Origin of the sequence: Halorhodospira sp. M38 (assembly GCF_022227985.1) — a bacterium.
In the GTDB taxonomy this organism is placed as follows: domain Bacteria; phylum Pseudomonadota; class Gammaproteobacteria; order Nitrococcales; family Halorhodospiraceae; genus Halorhodospira; species Halorhodospira halophila_A.
Window position 1 is genome coordinate 1 of record NZ_JAJNQP010000005.1, and the last position, 19,939, is coordinate 19,939.

Consider the following 19,939-nt stretch of genomic DNA (forward strand, 5'->3'; position numbering starts at 1 on the left):
CCCGGGAATTCGTGTTTCGCAACCGAGGATCACCGCATGAGTAGAGTCTTCAACTTCAGCGCCGGTCCGGCCATGCTCCCCGAGGCGGTGATGCGCCAGGCCGCCGACGAGATGCTCGACTGGCACGGCACCGGCATGTCGGTCATGGAGATGAGCCACCGTGGCAAGGCGTACGTCTCCATCGCCGAGAAGGCCGAGGCCGACCTGCGGGAACTGCTGCAGATCCCGGACAACTATAAGGTGCTCTTTCTCCAGGGCGGTGCTACTGGCCAGTTCTCGGCCATTCCGATGAACCTGCTCCGTGGCGGGCAGCGCGCCGACTACATCTACACCGGGCAGTGGTCCAAGAAGGCCATCGCCGAGGCGAAGAAGTTCTGCGACGTTAACGTCGCCGCCTCCGGCGAGCCGGACATGATGCACATCCCGCCGCAGTCGCAGTGGCAGCTTTCCGACGACGCCGCCTACGTCCACTTCACCCCCAACGAGACGATCAGCGGCGTGGAGTTCCACTGGCTGCCGGACGTCGGGGACAAGCCGCTGGTCGCCGACATGTCCTCGACGCTGCTGTCGCGGCCCATCGACGTCAGCCGCTACGGCCTGATCTACGCCGGGGCGCAGAAGAACATCGGCCCGGCCGGCGTGACCCTGGTCATCGTCCGCGAGGACCTGATCGGCCAGGCGATGCCGCAGACCCCCACGGTCTGGGACTACAAGCAGCAGGTCGACGCCGACTCCATGCTCAATACGCCGGCCACCTATCCGCTCTACATTGCCGGGCTGGTCTTCCAGTGGCTCAAGGAGCTCGGCGGGCTCGAGGCGATGGCCGAGATTAACCACCGCAAGGCGCAGAAGCTCTACGACGCCATCGACGGTTCCGGCTTTTACAGCAACCCGGTGGACCCGCAGGCGCGCTCGTGGATGAACGTACCCTTCGTGCTCGCCGACGACAGCCTCGACAAGACCTTCCTCGAGGAGGCCGAGGCGGCCGGTCTGACCACCCTCAAGGGGCACCGCTCGGTCGGTGGAATGCGGGCCTCGATCTACAACGCCATGCCCGAAGCCGGTGTCGACCGGCTGATCGAGTTCATGGCCGACTTCGAGAGGCGAAACGGGTGAATCCCATGTACCGCATCCTCACGCTGAACAACATCTCGGTGAAGGGCCTGGACCGGCTGCCCCGCGAGCGTTTCGAGACCTCGTCGGACATCGCGCACCCGGACGCCATCCTGGTCCGTTCCGCCGACCTGCACGGCCAGGAGGTTCCCGATTCCGTGGTGGCCATCGGCCGCGCCGGGGCGGGCGTCAACAACATCCCGGTCGGGGACATGACCGAGCGCGGCGTGCCGGTGTTCAATGCCCCGGGTGCCAACGCCAACGCGGTTAAGGAGCTGGTCATCGCCGGGCTGTTCCTGGCCGCGCGCAACATCTGCCCGGCCTGGGAGTATGCCCGGGGCCTGCAGGGCAGCGACGCCGAGCTGCATGAGGCCATGGAGGCCAACAAGAAGCGCTTCGTCGGCTTTGAGCTGCCCGGGCGCACCCTGGGCGTGGTTGGCCTCGGCGCCATCGGCGTCCAGGTGGCCAATACCGCCCGGGCCCTGGGCATGAAGGTCGTCGGTTTCGACCCGCAGATCACCGTGGATGCCGCCTGGGCCCTGGACTCCGGGGTCGAGGCGGCGCACAGCGTGGGCGATGTCATGGCGCGCTCGGACATGATCACCATCCACGTGCCGCTGATCGACGCCACCCGGGGGCTGATCAACGCCTCGCGCCTGGCCCAGGCCCGCCAGGGGGCTACGCTGCTCAACTTCTCGCGCGCCGAGGTGGTGGATGAGGGCGACGTGCTCGAGGCACTCAACGAGGAGCGTCTGCACGCCTACGTCAGCGACTTCCCCAGCAATGCCGTCAAGGACCATCCGCAGGCGGTGACGCTGCCGCACCTCGGGGCATCGACCCACGAGGCCCAGGAGAACTGCGCCATCATGGTGGCCGATCAGGTGCGCGATTACCTGGAGACCGGCAACGTGCGCAACGCGGTCAACTTCCCGGACATGAGCATGCCGCGCAGCGGCAAGGGCGACCGCCTGTGCGTGGTCAACGCCAACGTGCCGAACATGCTCGGTCAGATCTCCAGTCTGCTGGCGCAGCACGGTCTGAACATCGACGACATGTTCAACAAGGCGCAGGAACGCCTGGCCTACACCTTGGTGGACGTCGAGGGCGAGGTGCCGGAAGCGGTGGCCGAGGAACTGCGCGGCATCGAGGGGGTTCTGAAGGTCCGCGTGATCCGCTGAGGGGGAGCGATGTCCGTCGACAATGACGACCTGGCCGCGCTGCGGCAACGGATCGACGGGATCGACGACCAGATCCTCGAGCTGGTCAGCGAGCGGGCTCGCCTGGCTGAGGAGGTGGCCCGCGCCAAGGCCCGCCGCGGTGAAGCGCTCAAGGTCTACCGGCCTGAGCGGGAGGCGGAGATCCTGCGGCGGCTCGTCGAGCGCAACCGGGGGCCGCTGACCCGTGAGCAGGTCACGGTCCTCTTCCGCGAGGTCATGTCCGCGTGCCGGGCGCTGCAGCAGCCGCTGACCGTCGCCTTCCTCGGCCCGCAGGGCACCTTCACCGAAGAGGCGGCCAGCAAGCACTTCGGCCACGATGCCGGCATGTCGCCTCAGGCCACCATCGGCGGCGTATTCCGCGAGGTGGAATCGGGGGCGGCGCATTACGGCGTGGTCCCCGTGGAGAACTCCTCCGAGGGGGTGGTTAGCCACACCCTGGACCGCTTCCTGGACTCGGAGCTGGCCATCGTTGGCGAGGTGGAGCTGCGCATCCACCACGCCCTGGCCAGCCACGCCGGTGGGCTGACCTCGGTCGAACGGGTCTACTCGCACCAGCAGGGGCTCTCGCAGTGCCGCGCCTGGCTCGAGACCCATTTGCCGCAGGCCGAGCGCCATCCGGTCTCCAGCACCGCCGAGGCGGCCCGGCTGGCGGCCTTGGAGCCCAACGCCGCGGCCATCGCCAGCGAGGCGGCGGCGGAGCGCTACGGCGTGCCGCTGCTCCAGGAGCGCATCGAGGACTACCACGGCAACACCACCCGCTTTCTGGTTCTCGGCTACCAGTCCCCGCCGCCGAGTGGTCACGACAAGACCTCGCTGGTGGTCTCCAGCGCCAACCGCTCCGGGCTGCTCTTCCAGCTCCTTGAGCCGCTGGCGCGCAACGGCATCGACATGACCCGGATCGAGTCGCGTCCGGCGCGCCAGCAGGGGGTGTGGGAGTACGTGTTCTTCATCGACATCCTCGGGCACGCCGGGGACGAGCACCTGCGTGGCCCCCTGGAGGAGATGCGCCAGCGTGCCAGTCTCTTCCGTGTTCTCGGCTCCTATCCAAGGGCGATCTGATCCATGGCTGCATCCGAATCCGCATTCCTCGAGCTGGCCAATCCGGGCGTTCGCGGCCTCGCCCCATACGAGCCCGGCAAGCCCATCGAAGAGCTCCGGCGCGAGTATGGCGTCGAGGAGGTGATCAAACTCGCCTCCAACGAGAACCCGCTGGGGCCCTCGCCGCGGGCGGCGGAGGCTGCTACCGCGGCGGTCCAGGCCGGTCACCGCTACCCGGACGGCAACGGCTTCGAACTCCGGCACGCCATCGGCGAGCGCCACGGGGTGGATCCGGGGCGGGTGACGCTGGGCAACGGTTCCAACGATGTCCTCGCCCTCGTGGCGCAGACCTTTCTCGGCCCTGGACGCCGCGCAGTCTTCTCGGCCCACGCCTTCGCCGTCTACCCGATCGTGACCCAGGCGGCGGGGGCCGAGGCCCGGGTGGTACCGGCGCTGCCCGCCGGGCACCCGGAGCAGCCCCGCGGCCACGACCTGGAGGCGATGGCCGCCGCCACGGACGAATCGGTCCAGGTGGTCTTCGTCGCCAACCCCAATAACCCGACCGGCACCTGGGTCGGGGGCGAGGCGCTGCGCCGGTTTCTCGACGCCGTGCCGGCGACGACCCTGGCGGTGGTCGACGAGGCCTACTTCGAGTACGCGGTGGAGGAGGCGGACTACCCCGATGCCAGTCGTTGGCTCGACGATTACCCGAATCTCATCGTCACCCGCAGCTTCTCGAAGGTCCACGGCCTCGGCGGCCTGCGGGCCGGCTACGCCCTGTCGCATCCGGCGGTTGCCGAGCTGATGAACCGCGTGCGCCAGCCGTTCAACTGCTCGGGCCCGGCCCAGGCGGCGGCGGTCGCGTCGCTGGCCGACTGCGAGTACCTGGAGCGTTCGGTGGCGCTCAACACCGAGCAGCGCGCAGTACTGCGCCGCGGCCTGGAGGAGTTGGGCTTCGCCCCGCTGCCGTCCGCCGGCAACTTCCTGACCTTCGACGCAGGGGATCGGGCGGCGGAGCTCAACGAGGGGCTGCTGCGCAGCGGGGTTATCGTCCGCCCGGTGGACGCCTACGACCTGCCCGGGCACCTGCGTGTGAGCGTGGGCACGCCGGTGGAGAACCGCACCTTCCTGGCCGCGCTCTCCCGGCAGTTGCACGGGGGTACGGCGTGATCCGCCGCCTGGCGATCATCGGCGTGGGCCTGATCGGTGGATCGCTGGCCCTGTCCCTGCGCCGCAACGCAGCGGTGGAAGAGGTGGTCGGCTGCGGGCGCAGCGCCGCCAACCTGGAGCGTGCCCGGGCGCTGGGGGTCATCGACCGCGGTTGCCACGACCCCGCCGAGGCGGTTCGAGGCGCCGATCTGGTGGTGATCTGCGTACCCCTGCGTGCCATGCGCGGGGTTCTGGCCGCCCTCGAGGGGGCGGTGGAGCCCGGTACCGTGGTGACCGACGCCGGGAGCGTCAAGGGCTCGGTGATCGAGAACGCCCGTGCCGTCTACGGGACGCCGCCGGCGTGGCTGGTGCCCGGCCACCCGATCGCCGGCACCGAGAACAGCGGCGTGGAGGCCGCCTTCGCCGAACTCTACGATCGCCGTCGGGTCATCCTGACCCCCACGGCGGAGAACCCCGAGGAGGCGGTCGAGCGCGTCGCGGCCATGTGGCGGGCGGCCGGTGCCCAAGTCGTGCGCATGGAGGCCGATCACCACGATGAGGTCCTGGCGGCCACCTCCCATCTGCCGCACGCGCTCGCCTATGCGCTGGTGGATGCCCTGGCCGGCTGGGATGACCGGCAGGAGATCTTTGAGTACGCCGCTGGCGGATTCCGCGACTTCACCCGTATCGCTTCGTCGGATCCGGCCATGTGGCGGGATATCTGCACCGCCAACCGGGCGCATGTGGTCGCGGCACTGCGCCGCTACCAGGAGGATCTGGGGCGGCTGACCGACGCGCTGGCCGCCGGTGACGACGATCGGGTCCTGCGTGTGTTCGAGAATGCCCAGGAGGCCCGCGCCGGCTTCCTGCGCTTGCTGGAGGGGCGCTCGTGAGCGCGATGCAAAACGAGAACTGGCGGGTCGCCCCGGGCGGGGCGATCCGCGGCGAGGCCCGGGTCCCTGGGGACAAGTCGATCTCCCACCGGGCGGTGATGCTCGGCGCCCTGGCCGATGGCACCACGCAGGTCACCGGTCTGCTCGAGGGGGCCGACGTCCTGGCCACCATCGAGGTCTTCCGCGCCCTCGGCGTGGCCATCGACGGTCCGGAGCACGGCGCGGTGACGGTCCACGGGGTGGGCTGGGAAGGGCTGCGTCCGCCGGCCTCCGAGCTGGACGTGGGCAACTCCGGCACCTCCATGCGCCTGCTCGCCGGACTGCTGGCCGGGCTGCCCTTCGACACCGTGCTCACCGGCGATGCCTCGCTCAACCGTCGCCCGATGCGCCGGGTCACCGAGCCCCTGGCGGAGATGGGCGCGCGGATCACCACCAGCGAGGCCGGCACCGCTCCGCTGCGCATCCACGGAGGCAGCCCGCTGACCGGCATCGATTACACGCTGCCGGTGGCCAGCGCCCAGGTGAAATCGGCGCTGCTGCTCGCCGGCATGCGCGCTGCCGGCCACACCTGCGTCACCGAGCCGGCCCCCACCCGCGATCACACCGAGCGCATGCTCCAGGGGTTCGGTTACCCGGTCTCCCGCGATCTGGCCACGGTCTGCCTGGAGGGCGGGCGGCGTCTGTACGGGACCCGCGTCGACGTCCCGGCGGACATCTCCTCGGCCGCCTTCCTGCTGGTCGCGGCGAGCATTGCCCCGGGCTCGGACCTGACCCTGCGCCATGTCGGCTGGAACCCCACCCGCACCGGCGTGGTGGAGATCCTCCGGCGCATGGGCGCCGATATCGAGGTGCTGGGTACCGACGAGGTCGGTGGCGAGCCGGTGGCGGACCTGCGGGTGCGTTCCGCCGGGCTGCGTGGCATCGCCATCCCCGAGGAGCTGGTGCCACTGGCCATCGACGAGTTCCCGGCGCTGTTCATCGCGGCCGCCTGCGCCGAGGGCGAGACGCTGCTCACCGGCGCCGCCGAGCTGCGCGTTAAGGAGTCCGACCGCATCGCGGTGATGGCCGAGGGCCTGCAGGCGCTGGGGGTGACGGTCGAGCCTCGCGAGGATGGGGCCCGCATCGTCGGCCGGCCGGTGCTCGACGGTGGGCAGGTGCACAGCCATACCGACCACCGCATCGCCATGGCCTTCGCCATCGCCGCCCTGCGTGCCGAGGCCCCGGTGGCGATCGAGTCCTGCGAGAACGTGCGCACCTCCTTCCCCGGTTTTGTGGAACTGCTGCGCCGGCTGGGGATGGGGGTGGAGGTCGACGCCGGGCCCGCCCATACCCCCTGAACCCTAACCGTCGAAACCTGAAACTTCATGACCCAGACCAATCCCCCTCCCGTACTTGCCATCGACGGCCCCAGCGGGGCCGGAAAGGGCACCGTGGCCAAGGCCGTGGTGCTTGCCCTCGGCTGGCATTTCCTGGACAGCGGTGCCCTCTACCGCCTGACCGGGCTCTACTGCCAGCGCCAGGGTGTGGCCGCCGACGATGCGCCGCGGGCCGCCGAGCTGGCAGCCGTGCTGCCGGCGGAGTTTCGGGTCGCCGACGGGGCGGAGCGGATCCTCCTCGACGGCGACGACGTCTCGGCCGAGCTGCGCACCGAGACCACCGGGGCCCTGGCCTCGCAGGTGGCGGCTCTGCAGGCGGTGCGTGACGCCCTCCTGCAGCGTCAGCGCGACTTCCGCCGCCCCCCGGGGCTGGTGGCCGACGGCCGCGATATGGGCACCGTGGTCTTCCCCGACGCGCCGGTGAAGGTCTTTCTCACCGCCAGCGCCGAGGAGCGCGCGCGGCGGCGCTATAACCAGTTGAAGGAGCAGGGGGCCGATGTTAGCCTTGCGAGCCTGTCGGAAGAGATAGCCGAGCGAGACCGACGCGACGCCTCCCGTACCACGGCGCCACTGAAGCCCGCCCCGGACGCCGAATACCTCGATACCACTGGCCTGGCCATCGAAACGGTGATCGAACGGGTACTGGCGCAAGTGCGGGGACGGCTGGGATAATCGGCACAAGCGCGTCGCCGCCGCCCCCCGCGGGGTGGCAGGCGGCCGTAAATCGTATTCAAGGAAGGGCCGGCGGCCGTGGCCGCCGAAATCCACCACCAACAACTGACCGTGACACGGTCCTGGATCGACTGAGCGATGACCGAAAGCTTTGCGGAACTCTTTGAGGAGAGCCTTGCGAACACCGATATGCGGCCTGGCGCCATTGTTACGGCGAAGGTCGTGGGGATCGACAACGAGGACGTGATCGTCAACGCCGGCCTCAAGTCCGAGGCGGTGATCCCTGTCTCGCAGTTCTATGACGAGGCCGGGAACCTGGAGGTGAACGTCGGCGACGAGGTCGAGGTGGCCCTCGACACCGTCGAGGACGGCTTCGGCGAAACGCGGCTCTCCCGCGAGCGGGCCAAGCGCGCCTACGCCTGGCGTGCCCTCGAGAAGGCCTACGAGAACAGCGAGACCGTGTCCGGTCAGATCAGCGGCAAGGTCAAGGGCGGTTTCACCGTCGATCTGGGCCACATCCGCGCCTTCCTGCCCGGCTCCCTGGTGGACATCCGCCCCGTGCGCGACACCACCTATCTGGAAGGCAAGGACCTCGAGTTCAAGGTCATCAAGCTCGATGCCCGTCGCAACAACGTGGTGGTCTCCCGCCGCGCGGTGGTCGAGGAGGAGTACAGCGCCGAGCGCGAGGCCCTGCTCGAGAAGCTCCAGGAGGGCGAGACCCTCAAGGGCATCGTCAAGAACCTGACCGACTACGGCGCCTTCGTCGACCTCGGCGGCATCGACGGCCTGCTGCACATCACCGACATGGCCTGGCGCCGGGTCAAGAACCCCTCGGAGGTGGTCGAGGTCGGCCAGGAGATCGAGGTCAAGGTGCTCAAGTTCGACCGCGAGCGCAACCGCGTCTCGCTCGGCCTCAAGCAGCTCGGCGCTGACCCGTGGGAGGCCATCGCGCAGCGCTACCCGGAGGGGGCGCGCGTGCCGGGCAAGGTCACCAACATCACCGAGTACGGCTGCTTCGTCGAGATCGAGGAGGGCGTCGAGGGCCTGGTCCACGTCTCCGAGATGGACTGGACCAACAAGAACGTCAATCCGGCGAAGCTGGTTGCGGTCGGCGACGACGTCGAGGTGATGATCCTCGACATCGACGAGGAGCGCCGCCGCATCTCGCTGGGTATGAAGCAGTGTCAGCCGAACCCGTGGGATGAGTTCGCCGCCAAATACGCCAAGGGCGATCGCGTCGTCGGTCAGATCAAGTCGATCACCGATTTCGGCATCTTCGTCGGCCTGGAGGGCGGCATCGACGGCCTGGTTCACCTCTCCGACCTGTCCTGGGACGAGGCCGGCGAGGAGGCGGTGCGCAACTACCGCAAGGGCGAGGAGGTCGAGACCGTCGTCCTGTCGATCGACCCCGAGCGTGAGCGCATCTCGCTGGGCATCAAGCAGCTGGAGCAGGATCCGCTGAGCCAGTGGCTGGCCGACCACCAGAAGGGCGCCACGGTCAAGGCCAAGATCCTCTCCGTCGAGGCCAAGGGCGCGACCCTGGACGTCGGCGGCGGTGTCGAGGGCTACATCCGCGCCTCGGACCTGGCCAAGGAGCGCGTCGAGGACGCCCGCTCGGTCCTTGAGGAGGGGCAGGAGCTCGAGGCCAAGTTCGTCGGCGTCGATCGTCGCAACCGCACGGTCAACCTCTCCCTGCGTGCCCAGGAGGCCGAGGAGGAGCAGGTGGCGGTGCAGGAGCACGCCCGCCCGGGGCCGAGTGCCGGCACCACGCAGCTCGGCGATCTGCTCAAGGAGCAGATGAAGGGCAACCAGGACAACTGAGTCCGGTGACCCCGGGGGGCCGTGCGCCCCCCGGTCCCGCCGATCCGAGCCAGCAAGCAGAGACCCCCGACCCATGACGAAGTCCGAGCTCATTGAGGCCATTGCGTCCAAGCAGCCGCATCTGGCTCACAAGGACGTTGAAGACGCGGTCAAGAAGATGCTCGAGCACATGAGCGAGACCCTGGCCAACGGCGAGCGGATCGAGATCCGCGGCTTCGGGAGCTTTTCCCTCCACCACCGCCCAGCGCGGATGGGCCGCAACCCCAAGACCGGAGAACCCGTGGCGCTGCCAGCCAAGTACGTGCCACACTTCAAGCCGGGTAAGGAGCTGCGGGAGCGCGTAAACAGCAGCCGCCACCAGGCGCCGCTGCGCTCGCAGTGAATCGTTTCCAGCCATAGAGGGTGAGAGCCGGCCCATGCGACGCATATTCGCCATCATCGGTATCCTTCTGATCATTCTTATCGGGCTTGCCTTCTCCGTGCTGAATGCGGATCCGGTCGCCGTGGATGTCTTCTTCGCGGAGTTCCAGGTGGCGCTGTCCGTGGCCCTGGTGATCACGCTCATCGTCGGCGCCGCCCTCGGCGCCCTGACCAGCATCGGCGCCGTCTGGCGCCGTCGCCGCGAAGTCTCCCGGCTCCGGCGGCAGCTCGGCTACGCCGAGCGGCAGCTGCAGGCCATGCGCCGCGTGCCGCTGGGAGACAGTGACTGACCCCGATGCACGAGCTGCTGTGGCTACTGCTGCCAGTAGCCGCCCTTTCCGGATGGTGGATCGGCCGGCGCGGCGGAGGTGACGAGCACCACGATTCCTACTCCCCTCCGATCTCGGATGCTTACTTCCAGGGCCTCAACTACCTGCTCAACGAGGAGCGAGACAAGGCGCTGGAGGTGTTCACCCGCATGGTCGAGGTCGACAGCGATACCGCTGAGACCCACCTGGCGCTGGGCAGCGTCTTCCGTCGGCGGGGCGAGGTCGACCGGGCCATCCGCATCCACCAGAACCTCATTGCCCGTCCGTCGCTGACCCGACGCCAGCGCACCTACGCGCTGCTCGCGCTGGGCGAGGACTACATGAAGGCAGGGGTCTTCGACCGGGCCGAGAAGCTCTTCCAGGAGGTGGTGGAGCAGGACGCCCACGTCGATCAGGCCCTGCGCCGGCTGCTGACCATCTACGAGCATGAGCGCGAATGGGACCGCGCCATCGAGACCGCCGAGCACCTGGAGCGGGTGGGCGAGGGCGACTATCGGGTCCGGATCGGCCAGTTGCGCTGCGAGCAGGCCGCCCACGCCCTGAGCCGGGGGTACACCGAGCACGCCCGCAAGGCGCTACGCCGGGCGCTGAGTGCCGACCCGGACTGTGCCCGGGCGAACATGCTCCTCGGTGACCTGGAGCGCGAGCTGGGACGCTACAAGGCCGCGGTCAAGGCGTATGAGGCGGTGGGTACGCAGGATCCGGCGCTGCTGCCCGAGATCCTCGACGGCCTGGCCGCCGCCTACCGCGGGCTGGGGCGCCCGGGGCAGATGGAGACCTTCCTGCGGGATACGGTCACGCGCATGCCGGACGGCCGCCTGATGGTCCGCCTGGCCGAGGTCATCCGTGAGCGCCGCGGCACGCAGGCGGCGATCCGCGAGCTGACGCTGATGCTGCGCCGGCAGCCCTCGCTGGACGGCATCCGCCGCCTGGTGGCGCTGACCCACTCGGTGGGTGAGCCCATCGACCCGCGCGAGATGCAGATCCTGCTCGATCTCTTCGAGAAGCTGGAGGCCGGTCGCGCCCTCTACCGCTGCCGGCGCTGCGGTTTCTCGGGGCGGACCCTGTTCTGGCAGTGCCCCGGCTGCCAGAGCTGGGCGAGCATTCGACCGCAGAACGAGACGGAGGGCGGATGAACGTACCTGCCGGGCCGCGACTGATCGTGGCGTTGGACTTCCCCGCGGCGGCCCCGGCCGAGGCCCTGGCCGCGCAGCTCGATCCGCGGCTGTGTCGGCTGAAGGTGGGTAAGGAGCTGTTCACCCGCGCCGGACCGCAGCTGGTGGAGCGACTCCAGGGGCGGGGGTTCGAGGTCTTCCTCGACCTCAAGTACCACGATATCCCCAATACCGTGGCCGGTGCCTGCCGCGCGGCGGCGGAACTCGGCGTCTGGATGGTCAACGTCCACGCCCTTGGCGGACGGCGGATGCTCGAGGCCGCCGGCGAGGCGGTGGCGGCTGCCGACGGGCAGACCCTGCTCACGGCGGTCACCGTGCTGACCAGCCACGACGCCGCCACCCTCGAGGAGATCGGCCTGGCCGGGCCGCCGCGTGAGGCGGTGCTGCGGCTGGCCGGGCTGGCCCGTTCCAGCGGGCTCGATGGCGTGGTCTGCTCGCCGGAGGAGGCCGCAGCCATCGGTGAGCGCTTCGGCGGTGGCCTGCTTCGGGTCACCCCCGGCGTGCGTCCGGCCGGGGCGGCGGTCGGGGATCAGCAGCGCATCGCCACCCCGGCTGCGGCGGTGGCCGCCGGATGTGATTACCTGGTCGTCGGCCGCCCGATCACCGCCGCCGACGATCCTGCCGCCGCCGCCGCCGGGATCGGCGCCGAGATTGCCGCCGCCGGGTGAACGCCGGCGCCGTCCCCGATTGGCCCGGCCGGGGTGGGCTGCTACATTAATACCGACGCCGTCGCAAGACGGTGTCGTCCGTCGCCAGGGAGTGGCGACTTACAGGCACAAGCATCAAGGAGGATCCGACATGCCTGAGCAACTCAGCGGCGCTATCCGCGCGTCCATCCCCGCGACCCTCACCGCACTCACGCTCACCGCCGGGGCTGTCCAGGCCGCCGGGGGCGTGGACATCAATGAAGCCGGTGCCGAAGAACTCGCCGCCGGGCTGACCGGCGTCGGCGAAGTGCGGGCGGCCGAGATCGTCGAGGAGCGCGAGGCCAACGGTCCCTTCCGGGATGCCGACGACCTCAGTCGCGTCAGCGGCGTGGGCCCGGCGACCGTGGAGGACAACCGGGAACGGATCCGGGTGGAGGACGCCAACTAGGGCGGTGAAGGCGGGGGCGGCGGGGCCGCCCCCGCCACCGGCGATCACTCCATGTGCAGGCCGCCGTTGATGTCGAGGTTGGCGCCGGTGATGAAGCCGGCGTCCTCCGAGGCGAGATACTCGATCAGCGAGGCCACCTCGTCGGGCTCACCGAGTCGTTGTACCGGGATGGTGTCGATGACCTGCTGGCGGGCTTCCTCTTTCATGGCCATGACCATGTCGGTGGCCAGGTAGCCGGGCGAGACCGTGTTCACCGTCACCCCCTTGCGCGCCAGCTCCCGCGCCAGGGACATGGTGAAACCGTGCATGCCGGCCTTGGTGGCGGCGTAGTTGCATTGACCGAACTGGCCCTTGCGGCCGTTGACCGAGGCGACGTTGATGATCCGGCCCCAGCCGCGGCCGGCCATGTCATCGGCGAACTGCTTGGTGACGTTGAAGACGCTGTCGAGGTTGGTCCGCATCACCGCATCCCAGCTCTCCCGGGTCATCTTCTTGAAGCTGCCGTCCTTGGTGATGCCGGCGTTGTTGACCAGGATGTCCACGGGCCCTGCCTGCTCATGGATCGCCTCGGCCATGGCCACACAGGAATCCCAGTCGGAGACGTCGCACTGAACCGCATGGACGGGCCCGGTTACCCCCCGCTGCTGGAGCTGCTCGCGCCACTTGTCGACACGGCCGTTGTCCGAGGTGTAGGTGGTCACCACGGTGTGTCCGCTGCGCCCCAGGCGCGCACAGACCGCTGCGCCCAGCCCGCCCAGGCCACCGGTCACCAGTGCCGTCTTCTGGCTCATAAGGTTGCTCCCCCTTCGATCTGGATCCTTATCCTTGGTGGTGCCGCCTGGACAGGTGTGCCTGCCTGCGGCTTTTTCCCCAGAATAGGGGCTATGCACTCTTTTGCAAATGACGCGGCGCAGCGTAATGGTGGCTTTTGCTGCACATCGGAAACGCTTGCGCGGGGCCGTTCTCAGGAGGTGGGATGACGCAGACGCAAGGACCCGCGCCGGGGCGCGGGCGGATCTACGACGACTTCGTGGCCACCATCGGGCATACGCCGCTGGTGGGCCTGCCGCGGCTGAGCGCCGAGGCGGGTCTGGCGGCCGAGCTGTTGGCCAAGCTGGAGCTGTTCAACCCGCTGAGCTCGGTCAAGGACCGCATCGCCCTGGCCATGATCGAGGCGGCGGAGGCCGAGGGCCGTATCACGCCAGGTCGCTCCACACTGATTGAACCCACCTCAGGGAACACCGGCATCGGCCTGGCCTTTATCGCCGCCGCGCGGGGTTATCGGCTGATCCTGACCATGCCGGCGAACATGTCCAGCGAGCGCCGCAAGCTCTTCGCCTTCTACGGTGCACGGGTCGAGTTGACGGATCCGGCTGTCGGTATGCGCGGTGCCATCGAGCGAGCCCAGGAGCTGCTTGAGGAGATCCCGGACAGCTTCCAGCCGGGGCAGTTCAGCAATTCCGCCAATCCCCGGGCCCATCGCCGCGCTACGGCCGAGGAGATCTGGCAGGACACCGGCGGTGTCGTGGACGGGCTGATCGCCGGGGTGGGGACGGGGGGCACGCTCACTGGTGTGGCCGGGCTGCTCAAGGAGCGACGGCCGGGCTTTCGGGCTTACGCCGTGGAGCCGGCCGGCTCGCCGGTGCTCTCCGGCGGGGCGCCCGGCCCTCACGGCCTGCAGGGTATTGGCGCCGGCTTCCTGCCGGAGACCCTGGATGCCGCGCTGGTGGATGAGACCCTGCAGGTGGAGGACGCTGAGGCGCTGGCCATGAGTCGTCGTGTGGCACGATTGGAGGGGATTCCCTGCGGGATCTCCAGCGGCGCGGCATTGGCGGCGGCGGTGCGGGTGGCCGCGCGCCCGGAGCTGGCCGGTCAGCGTCTGGTGGTCATCCTCGCCTCTAGCGCCGAGCGCTATCTCTCGACCCCGCTGTTCGAGGGGCTGGATGACGAGGCGTAGTCGGCGGCGAGGAGCCGGCGGGCACACGTTCCACCTGCCCGAGCGGTGGAACGCTCCAGAGCTGGTGGATACTGCGGCCGCGGGAGGTGGGGGCGTCAACACGGCGCATTGAGCGCACCGAGCAGCGCAACCCCCTCGGGGCATGCGGTGCGAACCTTTGCTGGTTCGCACCGCATAGCGCGTAGCGCACGAGCGCCGCGCAGCGGCGCGAGCTTTACGCGCGGCCCCGAGGGGGAGAGCAGCGCAGGGGACCCCGAAGGGGTGCGCTCATCAGCGCCGTGTTGACGCCCCCACCTCCCACGGCCGCAGCGAGCCGTCCTCGGGCTTCGCCAGCCCGCATCGCCCAAGCGGTGAACCGCCTGCCCGCCGGCTCCTCGCCGCTTACGTCTCGTCATCCTCGCCCAGGGCGAAGAGCGAGGCATTGCCCCCGGCCGCGGCCGTGTTCTCCGTGACCACCCGCTCGTTGACGAAGCGCAGTAGGTAGTTCGGACCGCCCGCCTTGAAACCGGTGCCCGACAGACCTTCGCCGCCGAAGGGCTGCGAGCCGACCACCGCACCGACAATATCCCGGTTCACATAGGCGTTGCCGGCGCGGATCGCCCGCGTGGCCGCATCCCGATGACTGTCGACGCGGCTGTGCACACCGAACGTCAGCCCATAACCGGCGGCGTTGATCCGCTCCACCACCGACTCGAGTTCCCCCGCCCGCCAAGTGGTGTAGTGGAGCATCGGCCCAAAGAACTCCTCCTGCAGGTCCTCGATGGCGTCCAGCCGGTAGAGCGACGGGGGGACAAAATGGCCGCGGGCTCCGGCGTCGCCCAGAGGTGTTCGATGGACCACCCGGCCGGCGGCGGCCATCGCCTCATGGTGGGCCTCCAGCCGGGCCCGGGCCGAGGCATCGATGACCGGGCCGATGTCGGTGGCCAGCCAGCGCGGGTCGCCGACCCGCAGGGCGTCCATGGCACCGCGCAGCATCTCTAGAAAAGGTTCGGCGATGTCTTCCTGGAGGCAAAGCAGGCGCAGCGCCGAGCAGCGCTGACCGGTACTGAAGAACGCCGAGCGCAGGACATCCACCACTGCCTGCTCGGGCAGGGCGCTGGAGTCCACGACCATGGCGTTGAGGCCGCCGGTCTCAGCGATCAGGGGGACGATGGGTCCTTCGCGCCCGGCCAGGGTGCGGTGGATCTGCTGCGCGGTGGCGACCGAGCCGGTGAAGGCCACGCCGTCGATGCGCCGGTCGGCGACCAGCGGCGGCCCGATGCGCCCGCCCTCGCCGGGTAGCAGGTGGAGCACGTCGCCAGGGATGCCCGCCTCGTGCATAAGCGTCACCGCCCGGTGGGCGATCAGCGGTGTCTGCTCCGCCGGCTTGGCGATCACCGCGTTGCCGGCGGCCAGGGCGGCGGTGATCTGACCGGTGAAGATCGCCAGCGGCAGGTTCCAGGGGCTGATGCACAGATACGTGCCGCGGCCATGGAGTTGTAGCGCGTTGGTCTCGCCGGTGGGTCCGGGCAGCGGCGTCGGCTCGCCCATCAGCCGTCGTGCCTGGGCGGCGTAGTAACGGCAGAAGTCCACCGCCTCGCGGACTTCGGCGATGCCATCGCGCAGCGTCTTGCCGCCCTCCAGGGTACAGAGGGTCATGAGCTCGGCCGTGTGCGTCTCGTAGAGATCGGCCAGGCGCTCCAGGGCGCGGGCGCGTTCCTCGACCGGTGTCGCCGCCCAGCGCGGCCAGGCCGCGGCGGCGCCGGCCAGCGCCTGTTCCAGTTGCGAGGGGCCGGCCCACAGCACGCGGCCCACCCGTTGCCCGGTGTCGGTGGGGCTGCAGATATCCGCCCACTGGCCGTCGGCGTCGTCCGCGTCGCGGCCGTTAATAATCGGCCGCGCCTGACGCCGGGTCTCGGCCGCCTTGGTCATGGCGTCGGCCAGCGCGGCGGTCTCCTGGCGGTTGGAGAAATCGATGCCGCGGCTGTTGGTCCGACCCGGGCCGAAGATCCCGGCCGGCAGAGGCAGGTGGGGATGGCGCAGGGTCGGACGCGAGCGCAGGTGCTCCACCGGATCGGCGATCAGGGTCTCTACGTCGCCCTCGTGGATCCGGTTGACGAAGGAGGAGTTGGCGCCGTTCTCCAGCAGCCGCCGGACCAGGTAGGGGAGCAGGGCCTCGTGCTGGCCCACCGGCGCGTAGATGCGCACCGGGACACCGCGGCCGGGGCGGGCGTCGACGAGTTGATCGTAAAGCTCGTCGGCCATGCCGTGCAGGCGCTGGAACTCGAAGGGTTGCTCTTCGGCCAGTTCCAGCACGGCGGCCACCGTGTGGGCGTTGTGGGTGGCGAACTGGGGGTAGATCTGTTCGGGGTAGCGCAGCATGCGCCGGGCGCAGGCCAGGAAGCAGACGTCGCTGGCCGCCTTGCGCGTGAAGACGGGGTAGTCGTCGAGGCCCTGGATCTGGGTGTCCTTGACCTCGGTGTCCCAGTAGGCGCCCTTGACCAGGCGGACCCGCAGCCGTCGCTGGTGGTGCCGCGCCCGTTCGGCAAGCCACTCGATCCACTCCGGCGCCCGCTTCTGGTAGGCCTGCACCGCGATCCCCAGGCCGTGCCAGTCGGCCAGTTCGGGGTCGGCCATCACCGCCTCGAGCACGTCCAGGGTCAGATCCAACCGGGCCGCTTCCTCGGCGTCCACGCACAGGGCGATGCCGGCCTCCCGGGCCCGTCGGCAGAGCGCCTGCAGCCGTGGGATGACCGTCTCCCGGACGCGTTCCTCCTGGCCGGGCTCGAAGCGCGGGTCGAGGGCCGAGAGCTTCACCGAGACCTCGGCGCGGGCGTCCATCGATGCGTTGGGGTCGGCGCTGCGGCCAAAGTGTTCGATCCCTGCGCAGTAAGCCTGGAAGAAGCGCTCGGCGTCGGCATCGGTCCGCGCCGCTTCGCCGAGCATGTCGTAGGAGTAGCGGTACCCCTTGGCTTCGAGCTTGCGGGCACGCCGCTGCGCCTCGGGGATGTCGCGGCCGAGGACAAAGGTCTCGCCGAGCAGGCCCATGGAGCGGCGCACCGCGCGGCGGATCAGTGGCGCCCCCCGGCGCGCCATGGCACCGCGCAGTTGAGCCCCGAACCAGCGTTCGGCTTCGCCGGCATCGAGGATCCGCCCGGTCAGCGCCAGGCCCAGGGTGGCGGCGTTGACCAGCAGGCGGCGGTCGCGGCCCAGGTGCGATGACCAGCCTCCGGCGCCGAGCTTGTCGTGGATCAACCGATCGGCCGTGGGGGCGTCGGGGATGCGCAGTAACGCTTCGGCCAGGCACATGAGCGCGACCCCTTCCTCGCTGGAGAGGTCGTATTCGTGGAGCAGCGCGGTCAGCGAGGACTGGCGGCGCTGGGCACGGATCATGCCGTGGACCAGGGTGCGGGCCCGCTCCTGGATACGCGCCCGGGTCTGCGGGTCGCACTCGGCCTCCCGGATTAGGGCCTGGCTGCGGGTGGGCTCGTCGATGCGATAGGCCGCGGCCAGGGGTTGGCGCTCGACGGGCAGCAGCTGCTCGGGGTCCGGATGGACGAACGCGCTCATGGCACCTCCTCGGGCGGATCGAATCAGGGCGGACATCGCCTGCTGCGTGCAGGGCGCGTGCCAGCCCGCCCCGCGCGCAGTGCTCGGCCTGCGAGCGGGCGGCGCTTTCCCTGATTGTGGCGCCTGTCGGCCGGGTCGGCGAGGGCGGTATGCCGGCGCAGTGCCTTGCACGATCGCAGTGCCTGGTATTTCATCCCCGGTCACGCATGGTGCAATCGCCGCGCCTGCGTCCGGGGATGCCGGGCGGTGCGCAGCGGCACGGAATCTGCACCCGGTAATCGTTGACCCTGACCCGCGGCCGCCGGGCGGCGGGCGTTGCACAAGCGGAGGAGCGGGCTATGGAAGAGAACCTCACGGCAGCCACCTGGTTCTGGCTGCTGGTGCCGATGTTGCTGGTGGTGGTGCTCGCGCTGGCGAGCCTGGTGCGCCGCAAGCTGCGGGAGGAGGACCAATGAACGGGGAGCTCGATCTGAACATCCCGCTGCTGGCGACCTTTGTCGTCTACCTGATCCTCATGATCCTGGTGGGGCTCTTCGCCTACCGCTTCACCAAGAGCCTGGCCGACTACATCCTCGGCGGGCGGCGTCTCGGATCGGGGACTGCGGCCCTGTCCGCCGGCGCCTCGGACATGAGCGGCTGGCTGCTGCTCGGCTTGCCCGGGGCGGTCTACGCCTCGGGGATGAATCAGATCTGGATCGCGGTGGGCCTGGCCATCGGCGCCTACCTCAACTGGCAGTTCATCGCCGAGCGGCTGCGCCGCTACACCGAGGTGGCGCGGGACTCCATCACCATCCCCGCCTACTTCGAGAACCGTTTCCGGGACCGGACCTCCGCCCTGCGCGTGGTCTCCGCCCTGGTGATCCTGCTCTTTTTCACCTTCTACACCTCGGCCGGGCTGGTGGCGGCGGGCACGCTGTTCGAGGACACCTTTGGCGTGGACTACACGCTGGCCCTGGCGGTCGGCGCCTCGGTGATCCTGGTCTACACCCTGCTTGGCGGCTTCCTGGCGGTTAGTTGGACCGACTTCATCCAGGGCATCCTGATGTTCGTCGCGCTGATCCTGGTGCCGGTGATCACGGTGATGAATCTCGGCGGCTGGTCGGAGACCGCCGGGGCGGTGGCGGACTTCGAGCCCGGGGCGCTGGATGCCTTCCACGACGTGACGTTGTTCAGCATCATCTCGCTGATGGCTTGGGGGCTGGGCTACTTCGGGCAGCCCCACGTGCTGACCCGATTCATGGCCATCCGCAGCCCGAAGGACATCCCGGCGGCCCGGTTCATCGGCATCAGCTGGATGGTCTTTGCCCTGTTCGGGGCGATCTTCACCGGCTTTGCCGGTATCGCCTTCTTCGAGGGGACCGGCACCCTGGACAACCCCGAGACGGTCTTCCTGGCCCTGATCCAGGCGCTGTTCAACCCGTGGGTGGCCGGCTGCCTGCTGGCGGCGGTGCTGGCGGCGATCATGAGCACCATCGACTCGCAGCTGCTGGTCTCCTCCTCGGCCCTGTCCGAGGACTTCTACAAGCGCTTCCTGCGCCCGCGCGCCGGCGATCGCGAGCTGGTCTGGGTCGGCCGTGCCACGGTGCTCGTCATCGGACTCTTCGCAACGCTGTTGGCGTTCGATCCGGACGCCGCGGTCCTCGACCTGGTCGCCTACGCCTGGGCTGGATTCGGTGCCGCCTTCGGCCCGGTGATCATCCTCTCGGTGTTCTGGCGGGGTACCACCCGCAACGGTGCGCTGGCGGGGATCGTCGTCGGTGCGGTGACGGTGGTCGTCTGGGATCTGCTCGAGGGTGGCCTGTTCGATATGTACGAGATCCTGCCCGGCTTCATCCTCGGGACACTGGCGATCCTGGTCTTCAGCCGCATTGGTGGCCGTCCCGGCGAGGAGATCGAGCGCGAGTTCGATCGCGTCCGGGCGCGTATGGACTGACCCGTCGCCCCCGCCGCCCGGGGCTCGTTGGCACCTGGGCGGCGGGGGCACGTATCCCTCGCCGCGCCAGGCATTGGGTCCGGGCGGGATCCTTGCCCTCGATGTGCGCCTGCACTTCCCCCGTGCGCCGTGTGCTGATGCAACAAGGCTGCATGCGCCCGCGCAATGACGCAGACTGTGCGCGTTTGCGCCCCGCAGGGGC

At 69.6% G+C, this 19,939-nt stretch carries 17 protein-coding genes; 15 read left to right on the top strand and 2 right to left on the bottom strand.

Features of this window, described 5'->3' with window-relative positions; translation table 11 throughout:
* Window positions 1-36: 36 nt before the first annotated feature.
* From serC to LRA98_RS04750, 13 genes are all read left to right on the top strand, one after another.
* Window positions 37-1,116: a 3-phosphoserine/phosphohydroxythreonine transaminase gene (gene serC, locus LRA98_RS04690; RefSeq protein WP_201168667.1), complete on the top strand. Its 1,080-nt coding sequence runs from the start codon at window positions 37-39 to the stop codon at window positions 1,114-1,116.
* Between the two features lie 5 nt (window positions 1,117-1,121).
* Entirely contained in the window at window positions 1,122-2,291 is a 1,170-nt protein-coding gene (locus tag LRA98_RS04695; protein WP_238633580.1) for a phosphoglycerate dehydrogenase, read from the top strand.
* 9 nt (window positions 2,292-2,300) lie between these two features.
* Window positions 2,301-3,389: a prephenate dehydratase gene (gene pheA, locus LRA98_RS04700; RefSeq protein ID WP_238633579.1), complete on the top strand. Its 1,089-nt coding sequence runs from the start codon at window positions 2,301-2,303 to the stop codon at window positions 3,387-3,389.
* Between the two features lie 3 nt (window positions 3,390-3,392).
* Entirely contained in the window at window positions 3,393-4,538 is a 1,146-nt protein-coding gene (gene hisC, locus LRA98_RS04705; RefSeq protein WP_238633578.1) for a histidinol-phosphate transaminase, read from the top strand.
* On the top strand, window positions 4,535-5,410 hold the full coding sequence (locus LRA98_RS04710) for a prephenate dehydrogenase (RefSeq protein WP_238633577.1): 876 nt from the start codon (window positions 4,535-4,537) through the stop codon (window positions 5,408-5,410). Before hisC ends, LRA98_RS04710 begins: the two co-directional genes overlap by 4 nt.
* Window positions 5,411-5,415: 5 nt before the next feature.
* Window positions 5,416-6,747 (top strand): 3-phosphoshikimate 1-carboxyvinyltransferase, encoded by a 1,332-nt coding sequence (gene aroA / locus LRA98_RS04715; protein ID WP_238633582.1) that lies wholly within the window; start codon window positions 5,416-5,418, stop codon window positions 6,745-6,747.
* Window positions 6,748-6,774: 27 nt separating this feature from the next.
* Window positions 6,775-7,458, top strand: coding sequence for a (d)CMP kinase (gene cmk, locus LRA98_RS04720; protein WP_201168652.1), 684 nt, complete (start codon window positions 6,775-6,777; stop codon window positions 7,456-7,458).
* A 138-nt stretch (window positions 7,459-7,596) separates the two neighbouring features.
* Window positions 7,597-9,279, top strand: coding sequence for a 30S ribosomal protein S1 (gene rpsA, locus LRA98_RS04725; RefSeq protein WP_201168650.1), 1,683 nt, complete (start codon window positions 7,597-7,599; stop codon window positions 9,277-9,279).
* Window positions 9,280-9,352: 73 nt separating this feature from the next.
* Window positions 9,353-9,661: an integration host factor subunit beta gene (locus tag LRA98_RS04730; protein ID WP_201168648.1), complete on the top strand. Its 309-nt coding sequence runs from the start codon at window positions 9,353-9,355 to the stop codon at window positions 9,659-9,661.
* Window positions 9,662-9,695: 34 nt separating this feature from the next.
* Complete coding sequence (locus LRA98_RS04735) at window positions 9,696-9,989, top strand: LapA family protein (RefSeq protein ID WP_201168646.1); 294 nt, start codon at window positions 9,696-9,698, stop codon at window positions 9,987-9,989.
* A gap of 5 nt (window positions 9,990-9,994) precedes the next feature.
* The gene (gene lapB / locus LRA98_RS04740) at window positions 9,995-11,164 is read left to right on the top strand and encodes a lipopolysaccharide assembly protein LapB (RefSeq protein WP_201168644.1); all 1,170 of its coding nucleotides are present in this window, start codon (window positions 9,995-9,997) and stop codon (window positions 11,162-11,164) included.
* Window positions 11,161-11,871, top strand: a complete 711-nt coding sequence (pyrF, locus tag LRA98_RS04745) for an orotidine-5'-phosphate decarboxylase (protein ID WP_201168642.1) — start codon at window positions 11,161-11,163, stop codon at window positions 11,869-11,871. Before lapB ends, pyrF begins: the two co-directional genes overlap by 4 nt.
* A gap of 130 nt (window positions 11,872-12,001) precedes the next feature.
* A complete protein-coding gene (locus LRA98_RS04750) occupies window positions 12,002-12,298 on the top strand; it encodes a ComEA family DNA-binding protein (RefSeq protein ID WP_201242423.1) in 297 nt (98 codons plus the stop codon).
* Between the two features lie 44 nt (window positions 12,299-12,342).
* On the opposite strand, the gene phbB is transcribed toward LRA98_RS04750, so the two are convergent.
* Window positions 12,343-13,089 (bottom strand): acetoacetyl-CoA reductase, encoded by a 747-nt coding sequence (phbB, locus tag LRA98_RS04755; RefSeq protein WP_238633576.1) that lies wholly within the window; start codon window positions 13,087-13,089, stop codon window positions 12,343-12,345.
* A gap of 185 nt (window positions 13,090-13,274) precedes the next feature.
* Between phbB and cysK the strand changes: the two genes are divergently transcribed.
* On the top strand, window positions 13,275-14,255 hold the full coding sequence (gene cysK, locus LRA98_RS04760; protein WP_238633575.1) for a cysteine synthase A: 981 nt from the start codon (window positions 13,275-13,277) through the stop codon (window positions 14,253-14,255).
* A 381-nt stretch (window positions 14,256-14,636) separates the two neighbouring features.
* Here the strand turns inward: cysK and putA are convergent, their stop codons facing one another.
* Window positions 14,637-17,804 (bottom strand): bifunctional proline dehydrogenase/L-glutamate gamma-semialdehyde dehydrogenase PutA, encoded by a 3,168-nt coding sequence (gene putA, locus LRA98_RS04765; RefSeq protein WP_238633574.1) that lies wholly within the window; start codon window positions 17,802-17,804, stop codon window positions 14,637-14,639.
* Between the two features lie 451 nt (window positions 17,805-18,255).
* Between putA and putP the strand changes: the two genes are divergently transcribed.
* Entirely contained in the window at window positions 18,256-19,737 is a 1,482-nt protein-coding gene (gene putP, locus LRA98_RS04770) for a sodium/proline symporter PutP (RefSeq protein ID WP_274519787.1), read from the top strand.
* Window positions 19,738-19,939: the final 202 nt, after the last annotated feature.